This window comes from Aeromonas sp. 602658 (assembly GCF_049173005.1).
GTDB lineage: Bacteria > Pseudomonadota > Gammaproteobacteria > Enterobacterales > Aeromonadaceae > Aeromonas > Aeromonas veronii_A.
In genome coordinates this window covers 63892-85030 of record NZ_JAAKRF010000002.1, presented here as the reverse complement: position 1 = coordinate 85030, position 21139 = coordinate 63892, and the positions used below count along the sequence as shown (strand labels likewise).

The following is a 21139-nucleotide window of genomic DNA, read 5'->3' as shown; positions in this document are numbered from 1 at the left end:
CACGGCACGGCTCCGTAACCGGCCACACCGTAGAACCGTGATGTTTGTCGAGCCACTTGACCAGTGGTTTGTTGTGAAGATTAACCACTCGACGGGCTATCAGTCCGAGGGGATGGCGCGTGCAGAGCCGGCTATCGGGCTCTGCACGCTTGCGGGTGCGGACTGATACGCTCCGCGGCCCCAGTCAAAGCTGGCATCGGACACTGCCGTTATGGCTCAGAAGTGTCCCCCCTGGCGGCCAGCGCCTCATCTACCTGCTGATCCCGCTGCCCGGTCATGCTGGCGTGACGGGCGATCAGGTGGTAGGTGGCGGGCACCACCAGCAGGGTAACCAGGGTCGCCAGGGAGAGACCGAAGAAGACCACGGTCCCCACCGCCATCCGGCTCTCGTAGCCAGCCCCCATGGAGAGCATCAGCGGCACAGCGCCGATGATGGCGGTGAGCGAGGTCATCAAGATCGGCCGCAGACGGCGCGCCGAACCCGCGATGATCGCCTCTTCGAATCCTTCACCGCGCTGACGCAACTGGTTGATGAACTCGACGATGAGAATACCGTTCTTGGTCACCATGCCGATCAGCATGATCATCCCGATCTGGCTGTAGATGCTCATCTCCTGCCCCGTCAACCAGAGGCCAAGCAGACCGCCGAAGATGCCGAGCGGCACCGTCATCATCACCACAGTCGGGGTGAGGGTGCTCTCGAACTGGGCTACCAGCACCAGATAGACCACCAGCAAGGCGAGGCCGAAGACCATCGCCATCTCCCCCTGATTATCGCGGTAATCCTTGGAGTCACCGGCGTAATCCACCGTCATACCGCTCGGCAGATGCTCGTTGGCCCAGCCATCGAGGAAGTCGAGCGCCTCGCCCAGAGTGTGATCCGGTGCCACATCGGCGGTCAGGGTCACCGCCTTCTGGCGCTGGTAGTGGTTGAGGCGGTTGGCGGTCGCCACCTGCTTGACCGTCGCCAGGGTCGAGAGGCTCACCATCTCGCCATTGGCCGCTTTCAGGTAGATGCGGCCGAGATCGGAGATGCCGTTGAACTCCTTCTGGTTGGCGCGCAGGTAGACGTCATACTCCTCGCCCCGGTCCACATAGGTGGTCTTGCTCACCCCGCCCAGCATCGCCTGCAGGGTGCTGGCGACGGTGGAGACCGGAATGCCGAGCTGGCTGGCGCTGTCGCGCGAGACGGTCACCTGCAGCTCAGGAGTCTTCTCGGCGTAGTCGAGATCCGGGCTTATCATCAAGCCGCTCGCCTGCGCCGCTTTTTGCAGCTCCAGCCCCTGCTGGTAGAGCTCGGCATAGTCGTTGCCCTGCAGCACGAACTGCACCGCAGCGGTAGAGCCGCCACGAAAGCCTGGCTGGAAGGTGCGGATCATCACGTCGGGAATAACCGAAAGCTTGGCGCCGAGCGAGCGGGAAAACTCGGTGGCGGTCACATCACGCTCGGCCCAGTCGGTGAGCTGGATGATCACCATGCCGGTCTGATCGCCGCCGCGGCCAAAGGCGGGTGTACTGAAGCTCATCGCCTTGACTACCCCCTGGCCCAGCATCGGCATGATGGTCGATTCCACCTGCTGCATGTTGCGTTTCATCCGCTCGATGCTGGTCCCCTCAGCCCCCTTGACGAAGACGAAGACCACGCCGCGATCCTCGGTCGGGGTGAGGCTGCTCGGCAGCTGGGTGAACAGAGCACCGATACCGCCAAGACAGAGCAGCAGCGCCAGCGGTATCCAACGCGAGCGACGCAGCACCCACGACAGCAGGTGGCGATAGTGCCCTTCCACCCAGCCCAGAGTGCGATCGAGAGCCGCCGTCAGCCGATTCGGCTTGTCGAGCGGGCGCATCAGCCAGGAGCCCATGGCCGGAGTGAGTGTGAGTGCCACCAACGAGGAGCAGAGCACCGCCAACGAAAGCAACATCGCAAACTCGGTAAAGAGCCTGCCCACCATGCCATCCATAAAAGCAATGGGGATAAAGACCATTACCAGCACCGCCGTGGTGGCGATGACCGCAAAGCCCACCTCGCGGGTGCCGTGCCAGGCCGCCAGCAGGGGTGACTCACCCCGCTGCAGATGGTGGTGAATGTTCTCCACCACCACGATGGCATCATCCACCACCAGACCGATGGCGAGGATCAGCGCCAGCAAGGTGATGAGGTTGATGGAAAAACCGAGATACCAGGCGCCGATAAAGGCGGAGATGAGCGACACTGGTACCGTGATGGCAGGAATGAGGGTGGTGCGCCCCTGCCCGAGGAACAGATAGAGCACCGCCACCACCAGCACGGCGCAGATGGCCAATGTTTCATATACCTCGTCGATGGCCTGCTTGATAAAGATGGTGGAGTCGTAGTCAACCTCCAGCTTGGCCCCCTCCGGCAGAAAGCGCTGCATCTCCACCAGCTTCTTCTCAACCCCCTGTGCCACCGCCAGCGGGTTGGCGGTGGACTGGGCGACGATGCCGATACCCAGACTCTCGCGGCCATTGCGCTGGTAGGCACTGTCTTCGTTCTTGGCTCCCACCTCCACATCGGCAATGTCGGCCAGATAGACACTCTGACCGTTGGCGGCGGTACGCACCTGCAACTGCTGGAAATCTTCAGCCGTGTGGTAGAGCCGGGCAATCTGCACCGACATGGTCATGGAGTTGTTGCGGATCTCGCCGCCCGGCAGCTCGATGTTCTCGCGCTTGAGGGCATCCTGCACATCCGCCACCGTGACGCCGCGCGCAGCCATGTCGGCCGGGCGCAGCCGCACATACATCACCTGGGTGAGATCGCCGGATAGCGCTACTTCGCTCACCCCGTCCACCAGACTCAAGGGGTCGACCAGCACCCGGTTGGCGTAGTCGGTCATGGCGGTGCGGTCCATCTGGCTGCTGCTGAAGTTGAGCCAGACCGCCACATCACCGCTGCCGCTATCCTTGGTCACCAGCGGGTCGTCGGCATCCTCCGGCAGCTTGCTCTTGGCACGGGTCAGGGCGTCACGCACATCGGAGACCCCCTCCACCATGTTCCAGCCAAGCTTGAACTCCACCGTGATCATCGAGCGCCCCTTGCGGGTCACCGAGTTGATATTCTTGATACCGCTGATGCCGGAGAGCTGATCCTCGATGGGCTTGGTGACCTGACTCTCCATCACTGCGGGAGCCGCTCCCTCATAGGTGGTGGTGATGGAGACCGACGGGATCTGCACGTCCGGCATCTCCCGCACCGTCAATTTGCTAAAAGCGACCAGACCGAACACGCTGAGCAGGGCGCTGAGCACCACCGCCACCAGCGGTCGGCGTACTGAGATATCGGAGAGCCACATCAGCCATTTACCTCCGCCAGATCGTGCACCTTGGCACCATCACGCAAGTTGACCAGCCCCTCGACCACGATGCGATCGCCGACTTTCAGCCCCTCGGTAACCCAGACAGTCTCACCCTCGGTCTCGCCGAGCACCACTGGCACCCGCTTGACCCGGCCATCGGCCTCAAGGCGATAGACGAAACGCTGCTCGCCGGCGTACTCCACCGACTGGGCAGGGATCAGAGTGAGCTGGCGGGAGGGGAGCAAGAGCTCCACGTTGAGCAGCATGCCCGGGCGCAACTGGCCGTTATTATTGGGTAACTCGACCCTCGCCTTGATGTTCTGGGTCTCGTTGGAGATACGGCTATCGAGGGTGGTGAGGGTGCCGTTAAAGCGCTGATCCGGCCAGGCTGCGCTGGTCGCTGTCACCGCCATGCCGGGGCGCAGCAGGGAAAGGTAGCGCTCCGGCACTGCCAGATCGAGGCGCAGGGTGTCGATATCGTCGAGGTGCAACAGGGTATCGCCGCTATTGACCAGGGCCCCTTCGCTCAAATCAATCAGGCTCACGGTACCGGCAAAGGGAGCGGTGAGAGTGCGCTGGGAGAGTTCGTAACGGGCGGCATCGACCCGCGCCTGCACCTGATCAACGGTGGCCTCCTGCCCCTCCAACACCGACTGGGTGACGGCTCCACGGGCGACCAGCTTGCGCATCTCGGTCAGCTTGCGATTCTCGTCGCGCAGACTGGCTCTCTGCTCGGCCAGCTCCGCCTGTTGCTTGCCCGCATCCAGCGCGACCAGCGTATCGCCCTTGTTGACCTGCTGACCCGACTGCACCGCAATCTTGACCAGGCGCCCGGTCACCTCGGGAGTGATCACCACCGAGTGGTTGGCCGCCAGTTTACCTACCAGCTTGAGAGTCGGCTCGGCCAGACTCTGCTTGACGGTCTGGGTACGAATATTTATCTCGCGGGAAGGGGCTTTGGCTGCTGGTTGCAAGTGGCCAACCGCCCACCAGATGGCCGCTACCAGAGAGAGCAGGCCGAGGCCAATCCAGATACGCATTTTCATCAAACAATCCATGAAGTGTTAAGAAGGGGAAATCTGAGTGGGGGCCATTTTAGCCCCAGACTATGCCGTGACTATGTATAAATGTGACAAAACGTAACAGGTGCATGGTGAACTCACCCGGTTTCAGGTAGTTCAGTTTGTTTTCACACCACATCGCATACACTAACGACAATTTCCTTCGCAACCCGACTGACTGCCTATGCCCAACATGTCTGGCCACCGTTTTCTCACACGCCTGACCTGGCTCCTGTTCGCCGTGGTCATCCTGCTGATTGGTTTGACTTTGTGGCAAAGCCTGAAACAGATTGAACGCCTCTATCAAAGCGATACCCTCAACAGTGCCATCTACCTGCGGGATCGGTTCAAACGGACCGAAGTATTTCTGGAGGCGATGCGCGGGCAGGCTGAGGAGCGACTGCGCAGCGACCCCCAGTCGGTGCTCACCCGCCAGCTCTATCGCCATATCGAGGCGCTGCCAGAGGGGCTGGCTCTCGACAAGCTCCCCGGTGATTTGCCTGCCGGACTGGCAGGCAACCTCACCGGTGATGGCCCGCTGCCGCCCCCCGGCAGCGAGCGTGAGGCACGCATTCATCTGGCCCTGAGCCTCTCCCCCTTGCTTGCCACCGCCAGCCAGCGCCTTGGCAACGAGATCGCCTGGGTCTACTTCACCGGTGTGGACAACTTTATCTATCTCTACCCTTGGCAACCCTCCAGCCGGTTTCGCTTTTATCCCACCATCTACCAGAAGAGCTTCTGGCAAGATGCGCTGCACAGCACCAATCCGGACAAGAAGACCGTTCTCTCGCGCCCCTATGAGGACTTTATCGGGCGCGGCCCCATGGTCACCATGTCCCAGCCCCTCTACAAAGAGGGAACTCTGGTGGGAATGATCAACATGGATGTGCTGCTCGCCCGCCTGCAGCAGCAGCTCGATCAGATGACCCCGGCGCTGGGGGAATATCTGCTGCTCAATCAGTACCACCAGGTGCTGGCCAGCAGCGCGCGCCAACCCGTGGCGCCGCAAAACACCGAACCGACCGGCGAATATCAATGGCGGCAAGGCACATTGCAGCTGACCATGGCGATACCTGATACCCCGTTGCGGCTGGTGCACAGCGTGACCCTGCTACCGCTGGTGTGGGCCATGCTCTGCCAGTCCGCGCCGACCCTGCTCGCCATCCTCTTTATGCTGCTGGCCGTCCTCTCCAACCTGAGATCCCATCGCCTCAACGAGCGGCTCAACTACCTCTCCTGCCACGATGCCCTTACCGGCGCTTTCAACCGCCACTATGTGGTGCTACTGGAGCAGGCGGGAGAGCTGGCCCGGCTGCAAGCGGGGATCCTGATGTTCGATGCAGACCACTTCAAACGAGTCAATGACAACTTTGGCCATGCCGTGGGGGATATGGTGCTAATCCGGCTGGTGCAGATCTGCCAGCAGCAGCTTGGGCCCACAGACCGCCTGATCCGCTGGGGGGGCGAGGAGTTTCTGCTGCTGATTGGCCGCAGTGATGCAACACAGCTCGGCGAGCTGGCGGAGCGACTGAGAAAGGCGGTGGCAGATCACGACTGGGCCGCCATCGAACCCGAGCTAGAGGTCACCATCAGCCTCGGCTATCTCCCCCACCAGGAGAACCTTCCCCTGCACGAAGCGGTACGCCGCGCCGATGTGGCGCTCTATCAGGCCAAGGCCAACGGTCGCAACCGCAGCGAAAGATGGCAGGATGACGCCTCCTGACTCTCGGAGTAAGCTGAGCCCTCAACCCCTTTTTTGGAGGACTGTCGTGCCACGTAAACCCCGCGTTGGGCTCGCTCTCGGGAGCGGCGCCGCCAGAGGATGGGCCCATATCGGCGTCATCCGCGCCCTTGAACGTCTCGGCATCAAACCGGATTTGATCGCTGGCTGCTCCATCGGCAGCTTTGTCGGTGCCGCCTATGCCGCCGGAGAACTGGATCGGCTGGAAACCTGGGTGCGCGGCTTTACCCGCCTGCAGGTGGTCAGCCTGCTCGACCCGGCCCTCTCCGGCGGTCTGTTTCGCGGCGAAAAGGTGTTTGGTCTTGCCGCCAGCCATCTGGGGGATCCCGATCTCGAGAGCCTGCCCATCCCCTTCGCCTGCATCGCCACCGAGCTCGATACCGGCCGCGAGATCTGGCTGCAACAGGGCCCGCTGCGCCAGTCGGTGCGCGCCTCCTGTGGTATGCCGGGGATCCTAACCCCGACCCGGATCAACGACCGCTGGCTGGTCGATGGCGCCGTGGTCAATCCGGTGCCCATCTCGCTGGCCCGCGCCATGGGGGCCGAGGTGGTGATTGCGGTCAACCTCAACACCGATATGCACCAACCCTGGACCGACGAGCCGGATCAACCCGGCAGCGGCGGTCTGCTCAGCCAGTGGCTCAATCGCGGAGAATCCGCGCCAGCCACCCCGGGTCTGTGGAGCGTGATGAGTGGCTCCATCAACATCATGCAGGAGCGGATCACCCGCGCCCGGATGGCCGGTGACCCACCGGAGATCCAGCTCTGCCCGCGCCTTGGCAGCTTCTCCATCATGGATTTTCATCGCGCCAGCGATGCCATCAACGAGGGGGAAGCCTGTGTCGAGCGCAACCTCGATCAGCTCAAGGATGAACTGGGCCGCCTCGGGTTGCTGGGCAATTAGTTGTCGACATGCTGCGGTTTACAAATGAAAAAAAGCGCCATTCGGCGCTTTTTTTTTAACTCACTTACCCGGTCACTCCTTACGGTAGAAGAGCAACCCGAGCAGAATCACCCCCACAGAGACCAGCAGATAGAGTCCCAGACTGGGATTGGTGATACCGCCATACAGAATGATGAGTGCCCCCAAAGTGGCGCAGGTCGGGATCACAAACCGCTTTATCCAGCCCAACTCGGTAAAGGTGCGCATGTACCAGACATAGAGGAACAGATAGAGGCCATAAATCAGCACGATCGGCATCTCGTCCAGAGCGATGTAACGACCGAATGTCTCGTTGATGCTGCAGTACCACAGCACTGAGTAGATCACCGACAACAACGCTGCCGCGAGGGCCGAGTTGATTGGCATGTGGTGATGCGGTTCGATACGGCTCATCCACTTGGGGGCTGGCCCCTGATTGCGGATCGCCAGCGAGTAGGGAATGCGCATGGTCGCCAACACCAGACCATTGAGGGTGCCGAGGCAGGAGATAATCACGAACACGGTCAAAATGGTCGAGGCAGTCCCGCCAAACAGGCTGGTTGTCGCGAGATTTACCGCGTTATCCCCTTGCACCACTATCTCGTCCGTCGGCAAGACGCTGGCGATCCCCAGAAAATAGGTGACATAGACCACAAAGACTATCAGGGTGCCAATCACCAGTGCTCTGGGCAGATTCTTCTTGGAATCGCGAATTTCGCTGTTGATGGTCACAGCGGCAATCCATCCCTCATAAGCGAAGGCGGTGGCAACCACGGCCGTGGCCAGCGTGCCTCCGGTGCTTCCAATCCCATCCATTGCCTGCACAAAGTTGGTCACGGTGACACCATTGAGCAACCCTGAAATGGTGCCCACAATGGCAACCAGGATCAGCGGGATCAACTTGATCAGGGTAGAACCCACTTGCAGCTTGCCCGCCAGAACCGGGGTATAGAAGTTAATCAGGTAGGTGACCGTCATATAGACAGCCGCCAGTATCCAGGTCGCACCAGAGTTGGTCGGATTATCACTGCCGAGCAAGATCATGGTGTACAGAGCGGCGACCCAGGCAAGAATGGCGGAAAGAGGGGCGTAATAGAGTACGCCTTTGAACCACCCCACCAGATAACCAAACATTTTGCCGTATGCCGCTTCGGCATAATCGACGATACCGTTGGACTTTTCGATCCGCTGGGCAAACTCGGCAAACACCAGCGCGCCGAAGATCATCGAAAATGCCCCCAGCGCCCATGCCAGCAGCGCAATGGCCAGATTACCGCCAGTCAGACGCAGTACATCATCGGCCTTGAAGAAGACACCGGAGCCGATCACCACGCCGACCACCATCGCAATGGCAGTCATCAGGCCATAGCGTTTATCCAACTCATTACTGCTCATACCCATACTCCATACGATTGCTCATATCATCCTGAATGTAATAGTGTTCCGGTGGCCAGATACCACCAGGGCCCACTTTTCGGGGCCGCTTATTCTCGTTGGCCTGCATGGACAATTCAAAGCGTGTTAGATCAAAATATCGATCGGCAACCCAAAAAAATACCGCCCGAAGGCGGCATTTCTATTCACATCGATGATCACGCCTTGGCGAGGTCATCCGGGCCAATCTGGCCGATTTCGGCGACTTTCTTGTCTGCCAGCAGCCAGAGGGTGAACTTGTGCAGATCCGGGTGGTGCGCCAGGGCAACCAGGAAGGCGCCCCCAACTTCACGGTAACCCAGCTCGTAGTTTTTCAGCGTGGTGGGAGGAACACCCAGCAAATCTGCAAACTTCGGACGGCTCAAACCGACCGCTTCACGGATCTGACGGATCTTCTTGCCAACAGTGACGATATTTGAATTCATAATGTTCCATACTCCGTTTGGCGGATTTACTCCGCCTTTTATTTTTCGCGACGACTCGTAGTCAAGTGTATCAGTTTTGTTCGGACTCGTTATGGTCGAGCCTCTATCTTTATGAGCGCCTTTCGGCGACAACCCTTATCTTCAACGGGGGATGGTAATCGCTCAGCTGTCTCAGGTAAACAGTCTCGAAAAGAAACCTTTATTGTTGCCACCAGAATAACTCGTATAATCCGCCAGCTACCCATTAAGAGGAATAAGTATGGCGTTTCCCGGCATTATCTCTCGCCTGCACCCGGTTTCTGACCCGGCCCAATTGCAACAACAGCTCAGTCAAGGTGCACAATATCGTGCCGAAGCATTCTGGCTTCCGGCCTTGATGTCCAGCCACGCCAGCGAGCTGCTGGCCGCCCTGCCGGAGAGCTGCAGCCTGTTTCTTGAACAGGCATGCCCGGACCTGGCCTTGCGCAGCCACGACGGCACCCTGCATAACAATGAGCAGCTCGTCACGGTAAATGGTCAGGCGATTGCGCTGGCAACCACCCAAGGTGATGGTGGTCTGGTGCCCGAATCGGGCATGTGCGAGATGGCCGACTGGCTGGAGGCGGGACACCGTCATTTCATCTGTTCAGCTGCGGTTCAGCCTGTGGCTCGCGCCATCCTCAACATCTGGCCCCTTGACCCCTATCTGGCCCGACATTTCTTGATGACATTTACCCCCTTGCTGCAGAGCGCAACCCAGGCAGATTACCTTGCGGTCTTTGCCGCCAGAGCGAATCCTGCCAACCCGCATAGCGACTGGGTTCAGGCCTATATGAAGCTGGAAAAGAAACTGCACAGGGCCTATCTGGATCACTAATTAATCTGGATAAACAGCCAGTTAAGGGCACGACACAATTTGCCACAAGGCTCATTTGTGAGCTTGATCATGTTTTAAAATCGGCATAGAGTGCGCCTCGTCATCGGAATGACATCAGTTGCCTGGCAGTGGTTTCTCACGCATTGCGTGCCATGCCAGCGCACTCGACACACCAGGAGAGTGTGCAACCCGGTTATACCGGGTCATCTGCCAGACTCGACGCCAGCCGTACGGCGGAGCCTGCAGCTTACATAAATTACAAAGTGTGAAGCACGTGAATAACGTGCGATCTCAACGAGGATTTTTTTATGATGAAAATGGCTCCTTCCATGATCGCCATCGCCATGGCTGCTCTGGGTGCTACCGCTGCTCACGCCGCTGACGACATCTACTTCGGTGCCGGTGTCGGTGCTACTCACTTCAACGGCCTGAACAAGCTGGAAAGCACCAATGTAGGCCAGGAAGACGCGGCTGCCGCCAACGCCTTCATGGGTTACAACTTCACCGAGAACTTCGGTACCGAACTGGGCTACCAGTACACCGGTCGTGGCAACACCGACGGCAACCGTTACGAGAGCCAGGGCGCCACCCTGTCCGGTATCGCCCGTATGCCGGTTGGCAACGACTTCTCCCTGTTCGCTGAAGGCGGCGCCTACTGGGGTCACACCGATGGTCTGGGTACCAGCGACACTAAAGTTTCCCCGCTGGCTGGCGCCGGTGTGACCTACAAGGTAAATGACGCGCTGGATCTGCAAGCTCGTTACCGCTACATGTGGGACGTGGCTGACCTGCACGCCAACGGTGAGCGTTACAAGGCCAACCAGAGCATCGCTACTCTGGAAGCGGTATACCACCCGTTCCGCACTTCCTACGTAGCTCCGGTAGCTGCCCCGGTTGTTGAAGAAGCACCGGCTCCTGCTCCGCAAGTTGTAGAGAAGAACTTCGCACTGAACTCAGACGTGCTGTTTGCCTTTGGCAAAGAGACTCTGAAGCCGGAAGGCGTTGCAGCCCTAAATGCGCTGTACCAGCAGATCGTTGAGTTCCAGCCGAAAGATGGCAACGCTGTTGTTGTTGGTTACACCGACCGTATCGGTTCCGACGCGTACAACCAGAAGCTGTCTGAAGCCCGTGCCCGTACCGTTGCCAACTTCCTGGTGAGCAAAGGTATGGCTGCCAGCAAGGTTGCCATCGAAGGTCGTGGCGAAGCCAACCCGGTTACCGGCACCAAGTGCAACGGCGTAACCGCTAAAGCTCAGCTGATCTCCTGCCTGGCTCCGGATCGTCGCGTAGAAGTTCGCGTATCTGGCGTACAAGAAGTTCAGCAATAATCTGACCTCGTTTAAATAATGCAAAAGAAAGGGATGCTGCGGCATCCCTTTTTGTTTGCCTCATTCTCGCTTGCATCATCCCTCACTCCCGCCTCCCTACCCTTGCCTGCCCCGCCCCGAAAGCATAAAGTAGTTGCGCCTGTAAGGTATTGGATAAGCACTAAAAAGCGCTTCTTGTCCGGTCTGTTGTCCATGACGCCACTGCCTCATGAGTGTCCATAAGCCTTCGCTATCCACTTTGCTGGCGGTTTTTTCGCAGCAATAAAAACAAGTGCATTGCCCGACATGGGCTAACACAACGAGGATAAACCGATGAAACTCAAAATGGCTCCTACCCTGATTGCACTGGCGCTCGCCGCCGCAGGAACCACGGCTCAGGCCGCCGATAACTGGTATACCGGTGTCGGTGCCGGTTGGGCTTATGCTCACAACCTGGATGACTTCGGGACAGACACTGACAAGGATGCCACCGCGCTCAATCTGTTCGGCGGCTACAACTTCAACGACTACTACTCGGCAGAACTGGGATACCTCTACGCAGGTAAAGCGGGCGTTGACGGTGCCGATTTCAAAACCCAGGGTGCAACCCTCTCCGGTATCGCCCGCCTGCCACTGGGTGACATCTTCTCGGTGTTTGCCGAAGGTGGTGCCTACTTCAACCACGTCAACGGCAATGGCAACAGCGACAACGGCACTGCGCCGCTGGCGGGTCTGGGCCTGACTGCCAAGCTCTCCGACCTTATCGATGTGCAAGCCCGCTACCGCTACATGTGGAGTCTGGGTGACGAGCAGAAGACCTGGGAGAGCGACATGAGCGTCGCAACCCTGGAGCTGGTGATGCACCCGAACCGCACCACTTACGTGGCCCCCGCTCCGGCACCAGCACCCGAGCCAACCCCAGAGCCTGTGGTGGTTGACAAGAACTTCGCCCTGAGCTCTGACGTGCTGTTTGCCTTTGGCAAATCCACCCTCAAGCCAGAAGGTGTCGCAGCGCTCAACACCCTGTATCAGCAGATCGTCGACGTACAGCCAAAAGATGGCAGTGCCGTGGTCGTCGGTTACACCGACCGTATCGGCACTGACGCCTACAACCAGAAACTCTCCGAAGCACGCGCCCGTACCGTAGCCGACTTCCTGGTTGGCAAGGGCCTGCCGGCTGGCAAAGTTGCCATCGAAGGCCGCGGTGAAGCCAATCCGGTCACAGGCACCCAGTGCAACAGCGTCAAGGGCAAGGCTCAGCTGATCTCCTGCCTAGCGCCGGATCGCCGCGTTGAAGTGCGCGTCACCGGTGTGCAACAAGTCACACAATAATCCTGATCACCTGGATAAGCAGGAGGCCATATGGCCTCCTTTTTATTGTCTTCCATGCCGCCCACCTCAGGCTATCTTTCCTCTTCCCGCATGGTTTCAGTGACATAGGTTCACTTATTGCCGCAATCCACACCTCTTGAGTGGTTAAAAACAACCCGTCACCTATACATAAGTGTGGGGTTTGACCAACAAGCAGCCCCACTAAACCACACATCGACGAGGATACGCGATGAACATAAGATTAAAACCTGTGTGGATTGCACTGGCATTGGCGAGCACAGGCGCACAAGCGGTACCGGTCCATGACTGGTATGCCGGGATAGGCGGTGGCTGGGCGATAGCCCACGATCTGAATGATTTCAGCCAGGATGTCAGCAAGGATGCGACTGCGCTCTCCCTGTTTGGCGGCTACAACTTCACGGAGAACCTGGGCGCCGAAATTGGTTACCTCTCCACAGGTGACTGGGATATCAGCGGCCATGACTTCAACAGCAAGGGAGCTACCCTGTCTGTGATTGGTCGTTTGCCGCTCAGCGAGATGTTCTCGGTGTTTGCCGAGGGTGGTGGCTATATCTATCACGTTGAATCGATCAATGGCGGGGACGACAACCTGGCACCGCTGGCAGGCCTGGGAGTGACGGCCCGGCTCCATGACTGGGTCGATCTCCAGGCCAGGTATCGTTATCTGGTAAGGGTCGGCGATGATCCTGACAATGACAAGGCAAACAGCGGCACCCAGCGCTGGGTCAGCGACATCAGCACAGCAACCCTGGAAGTAGTGATCCATCCCAATCGCAGCCAGCCGACAGAGCCGGCTCCCACGCCCGCACCGGTCGTGGTCCCCCCGCCACCGGCCGAACCGGAGATGGTAGATCAGACCTTCAACCTCAGTTCCGATGTGTTGTTCGCCTTTGGCAAAGCGGACCTCAAACCGGAGGGGATAAGCGCGCTGGACGCTCTCTACCAGCAGATCGTCGATGTACAACCCAAGGATGGCAGTGCCGTCGTGATGGGATATACCGACCGTATCGGCTCGGATGCCAGCAATCAGAGGTTGTCAGAAGCTCGGGCCCAAACCGTTGCCGACTTTCTGATCAACAAAGGGCTGCCTGCCGACAAGGTAAGCATTCAGGGCAATGGCGAGAGCAATCCGGTCACCGGCAACCAGTGTGACGACATCAAAGCCAGAACCGCCCTCATAGACTGCCTTGGGCCGGATCGCCGGGTCGAGGTGCGCGTCACCGGCGTACAGGGCGCCAGCGAGTAGTTGATCTTGAGGCGATAACCATGTCAGACGTGCAGTAAAAAGGGATGCTTTCGCATCCCTTTTGCTTTGCCGTGGCATTCCCTTCTCCCCAATCAGAAGGAGGTGCGGCGGTAGCGGCGATACTCCGGATGCCAGAAGTTGGCTTCGATGGCCTGATCGATCACCTCGTCCGGGGTCTGCACCGCCTTGCCCTGCAGCATGGCGGTCTTGGCCACCATCTTGGCGATGTAGCGGGAGACCTGATGGATATCCGCCAGGTCCGGCAGCAGGGAGCCCTCCTCCCCTTTCACCAGCGGCGAGCACTCCGCCAGCGCGCGGCTGGCCGACATCAACATGGCGTCAGTCACCCGGGTGGCGCCGGAGGCGATGACGCCAAGGCCGATCCCCGGGAAGATGAAGGAGTTGTTACACTGGGCGATGACGTAGCGCTTGCCCTTGTACTCCACCGGTGCAAACGGACTGCCGGTTGCCACCAGCGCCTGACCGTCGGTCCAGCGGATGAGGTCTGCCGGCGTCGCCTCGACCCGGGAGGTGGGGTTGGAGAGCGGGAAGATGATGGGACGGGCACAGTGCTTGTGCATGGTCTTGACCACCTCTTCGGTAAACAGCCCAGGCTGGCCGGATACCCCGATCAGGATGTCCGGGCGACCGTGCTCCATCACCTCCAGCAGGGAGATATTGTCCCCCACTGGCCAGTCTTTGATCCGCTCCACCGGCTGGGAGAGACGGCGCTGGAAGTCGAGCTGGTTGGGGATCTTGTCGGTGATAAGACCAAAGCGGTCCACCATAAAGACCCGGCTGCGGGCCTGCGCATCGGTCAGCCCTTCGGCCTTCATCTGCGCCACGATCTGCTCGGCGATTCCGCAACCAGCGCTGCCCGCACCGAGGAAGGCAACCCGCTTCTCGGAGAGCTTGGCACCGGAGGCCTTGCAGGCGGCGATCAGGCTGCCCAGCGTCACAGCCGCGGTACCCTGAATATCGTCGTTGAAGCAGCAGAGCTCGTTCTTGTAGCGGTTGAGCAGCGGCATGGCGTTGTTCTGGGCGAAATCCTCGAACTGCAGCAGAATATCGGGCCAGCGGCGCTTGACCGCCTGAATGAAGGCATCGACAAACTCGGCGTACTCATCCCCCGAGATACGCGGATTGCGCCACCCCATATAGAAGGGGTCATTGAGCAGTTGCTGGTTGTTGGTGCCCACATCCAGCACCACCGGCAGGCAGTAGGCAGGCGAGATGCCGCCACAGGCGGTGTAAAGCGACAGCTTGCCGATGGGAATGCCCATGCCGCCGATCCCCTGATCACCCAGACCCAGGATCCGCTCGCCATCGGTCACCACGATCACCTTGACGTTCTGCTTGGTGGCGTTTTGCAGCATGTCATCGATCCTGTCCTTGTCCGGATAGGAGATAAACAGGCCACGGGCGCGGCGATAGATGTTGGAAAACTCCTCGCACGCCTTGCCCACCGTCGGGGTGTAGATGATGGGCAGCATCTCGGTCAGGTGGTTGTGCAGCAGACGGTAGAAGAGCGTCTCGTTGGTATCCTGGATGTTGCGCAGATAGATGTGCTTATCCATGTCGTTGCCAAACGCCATAAACTGGCGATAGGCGCGCTCGGCCTGCTCTTCGATGGTCTCGATATTCTGGGGCAACAGACCTTCGAGGTTGAAGTTGCTGCGCTCTTCGCTGGTGAAGGCGCTGCCCTTGTTGAGCAAGGGGGTCTCCAGCAGGGCGGGACCGGCGTAGGGAATGTAGAGAGGACGTTTCTGGTTATTATCTTCAAACATGGATCTTGGTACCTAAACGGTTAGCTAGACGCAGGGACCCGCCGATCCTAGGGGCTTGTCTCATTAATTTCAAAGAGTTTGCACATCCGTTGCAAAAGGTTTGCGACCCAGTCGACGAAAGGCGCCGGGGGTCTGACCAGTCAGACGACGAAAGCGGTTGGCAAAGTTGGCCCCATCGCTGTAACCGACCCGGGCCGCCAGCTCGCCAAGTGGCCAGTTGGTATAGAGCAGCAGCTGGCGCGCCTTGTTCATTCTGAGCTCGGTCACCCTCGCCATCGGCCCCATACCAAACGCTTGCTGACAGAGCCGGTGCAGATGGGGAACGGAGCAGGCCATCTGTCGGGCCAGCAGGGCGACACTCCAGGGTTCGTCCAGGCGCGCCTCCACCCGGCGAAACAGTGCCTGCAACCTGAGTTCAGGGGTACCGCGCACCTCCCCTTGCAGGGTCCGCTCCAGCAGCGCCAGCAACAGGCTGAGCAGTTGAGGTTGCACCGAAGAGCGAACCCCCTCCCCCTGCATCAGGCTGAGCAGATGGTAGAGCTGATCGCCGCCATCCCCTTGCCAGATACGGTGACCAAGGCGATGCAGGTGCTGCCAGCGTGGCACGTCATCGAGCAAAATCCAGCTGATCTGCCAGCTTTCGCCAATCAGTTTGAGACCACCGGGTACGGCGGCGGGCAGGAAAATCAGCGATCCGGCCGGAATGGCTTGCTCCCCCTCGTCGGTGAGCAGCGCGCCACCCTCATCGTGACTCACCATCAGGATGTGAAACTCGGGGCGATTGCGACGGATGAGGTAGTGATCACGCACCCGGGAGAGGCCGGTCAGGAAGATCCCCGCCTCGCCGAGCAGGGGCAGCCCTTCACGTCCCAGCATCTGCTCTTCACAGGCTGGCGCTATCTCCAGACACTCGCTGGCAAATGGCATAACACCTCAACACGATAGTTTTACACAAGAAAATCGAGAGCTACTCACAGTGAGAAGAGCCTCATCAGCCCCTATCATACCCCTGACAACCCTTGCTTTTCTCATACCCGGTTAACAACTATGAATTATTGGCAAGCGATTTTAAAACAAACCACCGATCGCGAGTTCATGACCCGATTGTGGCGACTGGCCCTGCCCGTCTCGCTGCAATCCATGATGTTCTCCCTGCTCGGCCTCATCGATATCATGATGGTGAGCCAGCTTGGTACCACGGCTGTGGCGGCGGTCGGCTTGGGTAACCGGGTCTTCTTCTTCAATCTGCTGGTGATAGCGGGCCTCGCGGGCGGGGTCTCGGTATTGGCAGCACAATACTTCGGGCGCGGGGAGATGGCCGGGGTACGCCGCTCCCTGGCGCTGGCCATAGTGGGCGCCCTGCTGGTCACCCTGCCCTTTGCCTTCATCTATGTGTTATCACCGGGCAGCGTGCTCGGCTTTGCCAGTCAGGATCCGGCACTGCGGGCACTGGCGGATCAATTCTTGATGATCACCGGCGCCACCATCCTCTGTACCGCCATCGTGGTGCCGCTGGAATCAGCCCTGCGCTCGGTGGGCAATGCCGCCGCGCCGACCCGGATCGGCATTATCGCCATCATCGCCAACGTCATCCTCAACTACGCCCTCATCTTCGGTCACTTCGGCTTCGAGGCAATGGGGGTGGCCGGTTCGGCCTGGGGCACCACCATTTCCCGGCTGCTGCAGACAGCCCTGCTGCTGCTCTACGTAAAGTGTTATGAGGCGCGCCTGATCCCGCGTGCACCAGACTGGCTGGCCGCCTTCAAGCGCAAGGAGGTGGTGCGCTTTACCCTGATCGCCCTGCCGCTGCTGTTCCATGACGGCCTCTGGGCCTTCGGCATGCTGATTTACGGCTTTCTCTATGCCCATCTTGGCACCGATTCGCTGGCCATCATGACCACACTCGGCACCCTGGAGAGCATCCTGATCTCCCTCTTCTTCGGACTGGCGGTGGCCTGCTCCACCCTGCTCGGCCATCGGCTCGGGGCCGAGGAGTACGAGGTCGCCTGGCAGCACTCCCAGCTGTTCCTGCTGCTGGCACCGATTGGCGCGCTACTGGTGGGGATCATCGTCTGGCTGCTGCAAGCCAACCTGCTGCAGTGGGTCGGCAACCTGCCCCCCGAGCTGATGACGGAAGCGGGACAGGTGCTCGGCATCATGTGTCTCGGGATGCTGCTCAAGGTGTTCAACATGGTAGGGATCATCGGGGTGCTGCGCTCTGGCGGCGATGTGAACTACAGCATCTTTATCGACATCGTCGGCATGTGGTGCATCGGCATCCCGCTCGCCTGGGTGGCGGTCACGCTGCTCGGCTGGCCCCTCTCTTGGGTGGTGGCGGTGGTATTGCTTGAGGAGTTCAGCAAGGTGTTGCTGGTGCAGCGCCGTATTCGCCAACGCTGCTGGTTGAAGAATCTGGTGATCGGATAAACAGCCACAAATCGGGGTCATATCAATGACAGAAAAACCCTGTTTGCAGTATTCTGGGCGCCTCTTCAATCAGAGACAGGGATCCACGATCTCCCTGTCCAGTAGTCGTTTAAGGAGACGAGCATGCAACCACAGAAAGAGCTGATCACCGAGACGGCCCTGCTTGAGATGGCCAACAAGATCATCAAAGAGCATGAAGACTTCATCCACGGTATGTGCGCCGATTCGGTGGAGCAGAAGGGGGATATTCTGGTGTTCAAGGGGGAGTATTTCCTGGCCGAAGATGGCACCCCGACCGGCAAGACCATGGCAGTCTTCAACATGTTCAAGCTGCTGGCCCAGCAGCTCTCCGGCAAGTACAAGCTGGCCTGATCTCGCCAGCTCATTGCCAACAGGATGCCGCCCTCAGGCGGCATCTGTTTTTGCGCGGTTCTGCCCCTCGACCACCACGCAGTTGCGTCCCGCCATCTTGGCCTGATAGAGACACTCGTCGGCACGGTTGATCAGAATATCGATGGTGTCATCGGAACGAGCCATGGCAATTCCGATACTCACCGTCACTTCCAGCAATTCGTCCGAGGTGGGGCTCTTCACCAGACGCGCCTCGACGGCAATGCGCAGCCGCTCGGCCATTTTGCTCGCCAGTGCCGGATCGGCGCAGTTGTGCATCAGGATGGCAAACTCTTCGCCGCCATAACGCCCCAGCACCATGTCAGGCTCCAGCTGCTCCCCCAGGGTGGTCGCCACCTCCTTGAGCACCGCATCCCCCGCCAGATGGCCGTAGATATCGTTGATCCGCTTGAAGCGATCGAGATCCAGCAGCATCACCGCAAAGGGCTTCTTCTTGAGTTGCAGCCGGATTCTGGCCTGCTCCAGCTGCTTCATCAGCAGGCGGCGGTTCATCATGCCGGTCAGCTCATCGGTGGTCGATTCCCGATATAGCCGCAGCAGCATGTTGAGTTGGCCGCACTGCACCCAGCAACTGGCCATGGTAAACATGCCGAGCACCCACACCTGATTCAGGGTGGCCTGACTCCAGATGCTCTGGCCCACCAGCAGCCAGTGACCCAGCAGCATGGTCACCAGCACCACACCTGCCAGTTGCAAGCCTAGGGAGAGGGGGATGGGGAAGATGGCAAACAGGGTGATCAGCAGATAGGGAAAGGCCGCATAGCCCGCCTGCAACTCCTGTCCCGCGCCAAAGCTGTTCAGGCAGAAGAGGGAGAAGAGCATCATCACGGCCATCAGATAGCCAAGGGCCAGCTTCATCCGTTCCCGCTTGAAGTGGATGAGGTACGAGAGCGGAATAAGTGGCGAGAGCGCTAGGGTGCAGAAGATCCTGGCCTGAAACAGCTGCTCGAAATGAACGGCGGGCAAGGTCAACCAATCCACCACGGCCCAGGCGGGCAGTCCGAGCATCAGCAAGCAGGTCAGCAGGCGCAAACGCACCGTCATAAAGCCCATGCGAGTACGAGTAAAGTCTTCGGAGTGAACCCTCGCACTCCAGAACTCTGACAACTTGAGCATCCAGAGTCTCCACGATGAATACTGAGGGCTCATTCTACACCTACAAAGTGGTAAAAATGTCATTAGCGGGGAGAATAAAAAGGAGAGGTCGGTCACACAAACCGACAGATGATAATCGCAGCACGCAAACGTTTCAACCCATCAAAAAATAAACCTTTTTTTGCATAATTAGCGCTGGTCAGCCTCATTTCAATCACTACAATAGCGCCCAATTTTCTCCCCCTCCCCACACAATTCGAGGTACTTATGGAACAGGCTGCTGTCACACGCGCCAATCGAGAGGCACATCCACCCAGGCGAGCCCATAGCGAACTGGTCTATGGCATAGAGGATGTCCCGCCTCTGCCCCAGACGCTGTTCGCCGCCCTGCAGCATATGCTCGCCATGTTTGTCGCCATCATTACCCCGCCCCTGATTATCGCCAATGCCCTCGGCCTCCCTGCCGCCGACACCCGTTATATCGTCTCCATGTCGCTGGTCATGTCCGGCATCGCCTCCTTCATTCAAACCCGCCGCTTCGGCCCCATCGGTTCCGGCCTGCTCTCGGTACAGGGCACCAGCTTCAACTTCCTTGGCCCCATCATCGCCTCCGGTCTCGCCCTCAAACAGGCGGCCATGCCCACCGAGGATCTGTTGGGCACATTGTTTGGCACCATGATGGTTGCCGCACTCACTATCGTGGTGATGAGCCGCTTCCTCCATCTGGTGAAACGGATCATCACCCCGCTGGTGACCGGCATAGTGGTGCTGCTGATCGGCCTGACCCTGATCAAAGTGGGCCTGATCAGCATGGGCGGCGGTTATGCAGCCCTCTCTGATGGCAGCTTCGCCAGTCACACCAACCTCTTCCTCTCCCTGCTGGTACTCGGCCTTATCGTGTTGCTGCAACGCAGTCGCAACCCCTGGTTGCGCCTCTCCGCCATCATGATCGCCATGCTGGCGGGCTATGCCGTGGCGCTGCTGCTGGGCAAAGTGAGCGCCCCCACCTTCGATGGCCCCCTGGTGATGGTGCCCATTCCGCTCCACTACGGTCTCGGTTTTGACTGGCAGCTGTTCGTGCCGCTCGCCATCATCTTCGTGGTGACGGCGCTCGAAGCGATCGGCGACATGACCGCCACCTCGGATATCTCCGGCGAGCCACTGGAAGGGCCTGTCTATATGGAGCGGATCAAAGGCGGCGTGCTGGCTGATGGCGCCAACTCCATGCTGGCGGCGGTGTTCTCCACCTTCCCCATGTCCACCTTCGCCCAGAATAACGGCGTCATTCAGCTGACCGGCGTCGCCAGCCGTCACGTCGGTCTCTTTATCGCCGCCATGCTGGCGCTGCTCGGCCTGTTCCCGGCGGTCGCCAGCCTGGTACAGCAGATCCCCGAGCCCGTGCTGGGGGGCGCCACTATCGTGATGTTCGGCACCATCGCCGCCGCTGGCGTGCGCATCATTGCCCGCGAGGAGCTGGATCGCCGCGCCCTGATGACCCTGGCGGTGTCGCTGGCCATGGGGCTGGGGGTCGCGCAGGTGCCGGAAGTGCTGCAACACCTGCCGGAGCTGGCCAAGAGCGTGCTCTCCTACGGCGTCGCCACCGGTGGCATTACCGCCATCGTGCTCAACCTGCTGCTGCCCAAGCGCGAAGCGCGCCACTCCTAAGAGATCGCCTACCGATAGCAAACAGCCCCGCACTTGCGGGGCTTTACCTTGCCAGTCGCCACGGGTAGTGTGCTGGGCAGCCTTTTTTGAGG

At 59.6% G+C, this 21139-nt stretch carries 16 protein-coding genes; 9 read left to right on the top strand and 7 right to left on the bottom strand.

From position 1 onward, the window contains the following. Positions 1-209: 209 nt before the first annotated feature. Entirely contained in the window at positions 210-3314 is a 3105-nt protein-coding gene (locus tag G5253_RS02660; RefSeq protein ID WP_266134069.1) for an efflux RND transporter permease subunit, read from the bottom strand. Continuing rightward, complete coding sequence (locus G5253_RS02655) at positions 3314-4363, bottom strand: efflux RND transporter periplasmic adaptor subunit (protein WP_266134070.1); 1050 nt, start codon at positions 4361-4363, stop codon at positions 3314-3316. The genes G5253_RS02660 and G5253_RS02655 overlap by 1 nt, the downstream gene beginning before the upstream one ends. A gap of 199 nt (positions 4364-4562) precedes the next feature. Here G5253_RS02655 and G5253_RS02650 point away from each other — a divergent pair, with 199 nt between their 5' ends. Further along, the gene (locus G5253_RS02650; RefSeq protein WP_245097045.1) at positions 4563-6101 is read left to right on the top strand and encodes a sensor domain-containing diguanylate cyclase; all 1539 of its coding nucleotides are present in this window, start codon (positions 4563-4565) and stop codon (positions 6099-6101) included. Between the two features lie 46 nt (positions 6102-6147). Beyond that, the gene (locus G5253_RS02645) at positions 6148-7023 is read left to right on the top strand and encodes a patatin-like phospholipase family protein (RefSeq protein ID WP_139459998.1); all 876 of its coding nucleotides are present in this window, start codon (positions 6148-6150) and stop codon (positions 7021-7023) included. Between the two features lie 72 nt (positions 7024-7095). On the opposite strand, the gene G5253_RS02640 is transcribed toward G5253_RS02645, so the two are convergent. Beyond that, complete coding sequence (locus G5253_RS02640) at positions 7096-8436, bottom strand: APC family permease (RefSeq protein WP_266134071.1); 1341 nt, start codon at positions 8434-8436, stop codon at positions 7096-7098. A gap of 197 nt (positions 8437-8633) precedes the next feature. Next, positions 8634-8900: a helix-turn-helix domain-containing protein gene (locus G5253_RS02635; protein WP_005338367.1), complete on the bottom strand. Its 267-nt coding sequence runs from the start codon at positions 8898-8900 to the stop codon at positions 8634-8636. A 259-nt stretch (positions 8901-9159) separates the two neighbouring features. Here G5253_RS02635 and G5253_RS02630 point away from each other — a divergent pair, with 259 nt between their 5' ends. From G5253_RS02630 to G5253_RS02615, 4 genes are all read left to right on the top strand, one after another. Further along, complete coding sequence (locus tag G5253_RS02630) at positions 9160-9756, top strand: hypothetical protein (RefSeq protein ID WP_266134072.1); 597 nt, start codon at positions 9160-9162, stop codon at positions 9754-9756. A gap of 308 nt (positions 9757-10064) precedes the next feature. Then, positions 10065-11084 carry a porin OmpA gene (ompA, locus tag G5253_RS02625; protein ID WP_266134073.1) on the top strand — a complete coding sequence of 340 codons (1020 nt, stop codon included), beginning with the start codon at positions 10065-10067 and terminating at the stop codon, positions 11082-11084. Positions 11085-11396: 312 nt separating this feature from the next. After that, positions 11397-12395, top strand: coding sequence for a porin OmpA (gene ompA, locus G5253_RS02620; protein ID WP_266134074.1), 999 nt, complete (start codon positions 11397-11399; stop codon positions 12393-12395). A 229-nt stretch (positions 12396-12624) separates the two neighbouring features. Next, on the top strand, positions 12625-13662 hold the full coding sequence (locus G5253_RS02615; protein WP_266134075.1) for an OmpA family protein: 1038 nt from the start codon (positions 12625-12627) through the stop codon (positions 13660-13662). A gap of 92 nt (positions 13663-13754) precedes the next feature. Here G5253_RS02615 and G5253_RS02610 read toward each other — a convergent pair whose 3' ends face one another. Together G5253_RS02610 and G5253_RS02605 are read right to left on the bottom strand one after the other, a co-directional pair. Continuing rightward, on the bottom strand, positions 13755-15449 hold the full coding sequence (locus G5253_RS02610; RefSeq protein ID WP_216951826.1) for an NAD-dependent malic enzyme: 1695 nt from the start codon (positions 15447-15449) through the stop codon (positions 13755-13757). 69 nt (positions 15450-15518) lie between these two features. After that, on the bottom strand, positions 15519-16376 hold the full coding sequence (locus G5253_RS02605) for a helix-turn-helix transcriptional regulator (RefSeq protein ID WP_266134076.1): 858 nt from the start codon (positions 16374-16376) through the stop codon (positions 15519-15521). Between the two features lie 120 nt (positions 16377-16496). Between G5253_RS02605 and G5253_RS02600 the strand changes: the two genes are divergently transcribed. Together G5253_RS02600 and G5253_RS02595 are read left to right on the top strand one after the other, a co-directional pair. Then, positions 16497-17876, top strand: coding sequence for an MATE family efflux transporter (locus G5253_RS02600; protein WP_266134077.1), 1380 nt, complete (start codon positions 16497-16499; stop codon positions 17874-17876). A gap of 123 nt (positions 17877-17999) precedes the next feature. Next, positions 18000-18248, top strand: a complete 249-nt coding sequence (locus tag G5253_RS02595) for a YciN family protein (protein WP_266134078.1) — start codon at positions 18000-18002, stop codon at positions 18246-18248. 33 nt (positions 18249-18281) lie between these two features. Here the strand turns inward: G5253_RS02595 and G5253_RS02590 are convergent, their stop codons facing one another. Beyond that, on the bottom strand, positions 18282-19403 hold the full coding sequence (locus tag G5253_RS02590; protein WP_005349944.1) for a GGDEF domain-containing protein: 1122 nt from the start codon (positions 19401-19403) through the stop codon (positions 18282-18284). A gap of 246 nt (positions 19404-19649) precedes the next feature. Here G5253_RS02590 and G5253_RS02585 point away from each other — a divergent pair, with 246 nt between their 5' ends. After that, positions 19650-21047, top strand: coding sequence for a nucleobase:cation symporter-2 family protein (locus G5253_RS02585; RefSeq protein WP_266134079.1), 1398 nt, complete (start codon positions 19650-19652; stop codon positions 21045-21047). The last annotated feature ends 92 nt before the right edge of the window (positions 21048-21139 follow it).

Coding starts and splice junctions, on each gene's coding strand:
- G5253_RS02660 (WP_266134069.1), bottom strand. CDS start 3,314: ATGTGGCTCTCCGATATCTCAGTACGCCGACCGCTGGTGGCGGTGGTG.
- G5253_RS02655 (WP_266134070.1), bottom strand. CDS start 4,363: ATGAAAATGCGTATCTGGATTGGCCTCGGCCTGCTCTCTCTGGTAGCG.
- G5253_RS02650 (WP_245097045.1), top strand. CDS start 4,563: ATGCCCAACATGTCTGGCCACCGTTTTCTCACACGCCTGACCTGGCTC.
- G5253_RS02640 (WP_266134071.1), bottom strand. CDS start 8,436: ATGAGCAGTAATGAGTTGGATAAACGCTATGGCCTGATGACTGCCATT.
- G5253_RS02635 (WP_005338367.1), bottom strand. CDS start 8,900: ATGAATTCAAATATCGTCACTGTTGGCAAGAAGATCCGTCAGATCCGT.
- G5253_RS02630 (WP_266134072.1), top strand. CDS start 9,160: ATGGCGTTTCCCGGCATTATCTCTCGCCTGCACCCGGTTTCTGACCCG.
- ompA (WP_266134073.1), top strand. CDS start 10,065: ATGATGAAAATGGCTCCTTCCATGATCGCCATCGCCATGGCTGCTCTG.
- ompA (WP_266134074.1), top strand. CDS start 11,397: ATGAAACTCAAAATGGCTCCTACCCTGATTGCACTGGCGCTCGCCGCC.
- G5253_RS02615 (WP_266134075.1), top strand. CDS start 12,625: ATGAACATAAGATTAAAACCTGTGTGGATTGCACTGGCATTGGCGAGC.
- G5253_RS02610 (WP_216951826.1), bottom strand. CDS start 15,449: ATGTTTGAAGATAATAACCAGAAACGTCCTCTCTACATTCCCTACGCC.
- G5253_RS02605 (WP_266134076.1), bottom strand. CDS start 16,376: ATGCCATTTGCCAGCGAGTGTCTGGAGATAGCGCCAGCCTGTGAAGAG.
- G5253_RS02600 (WP_266134077.1), top strand. CDS start 16,497: ATGAATTATTGGCAAGCGATTTTAAAACAAACCACCGATCGCGAGTTC.
- G5253_RS02595 (WP_266134078.1), top strand. CDS start 18,000: ATGCAACCACAGAAAGAGCTGATCACCGAGACGGCCCTGCTTGAGATG.
- G5253_RS02590 (WP_005349944.1), bottom strand. CDS start 19,403: ATGCTCAAGTTGTCAGAGTTCTGGAGTGCGAGGGTTCACTCCGAAGAC.
- G5253_RS02585 (WP_266134079.1), top strand. CDS start 19,650: ATGGAACAGGCTGCTGTCACACGCGCCAATCGAGAGGCACATCCACCC.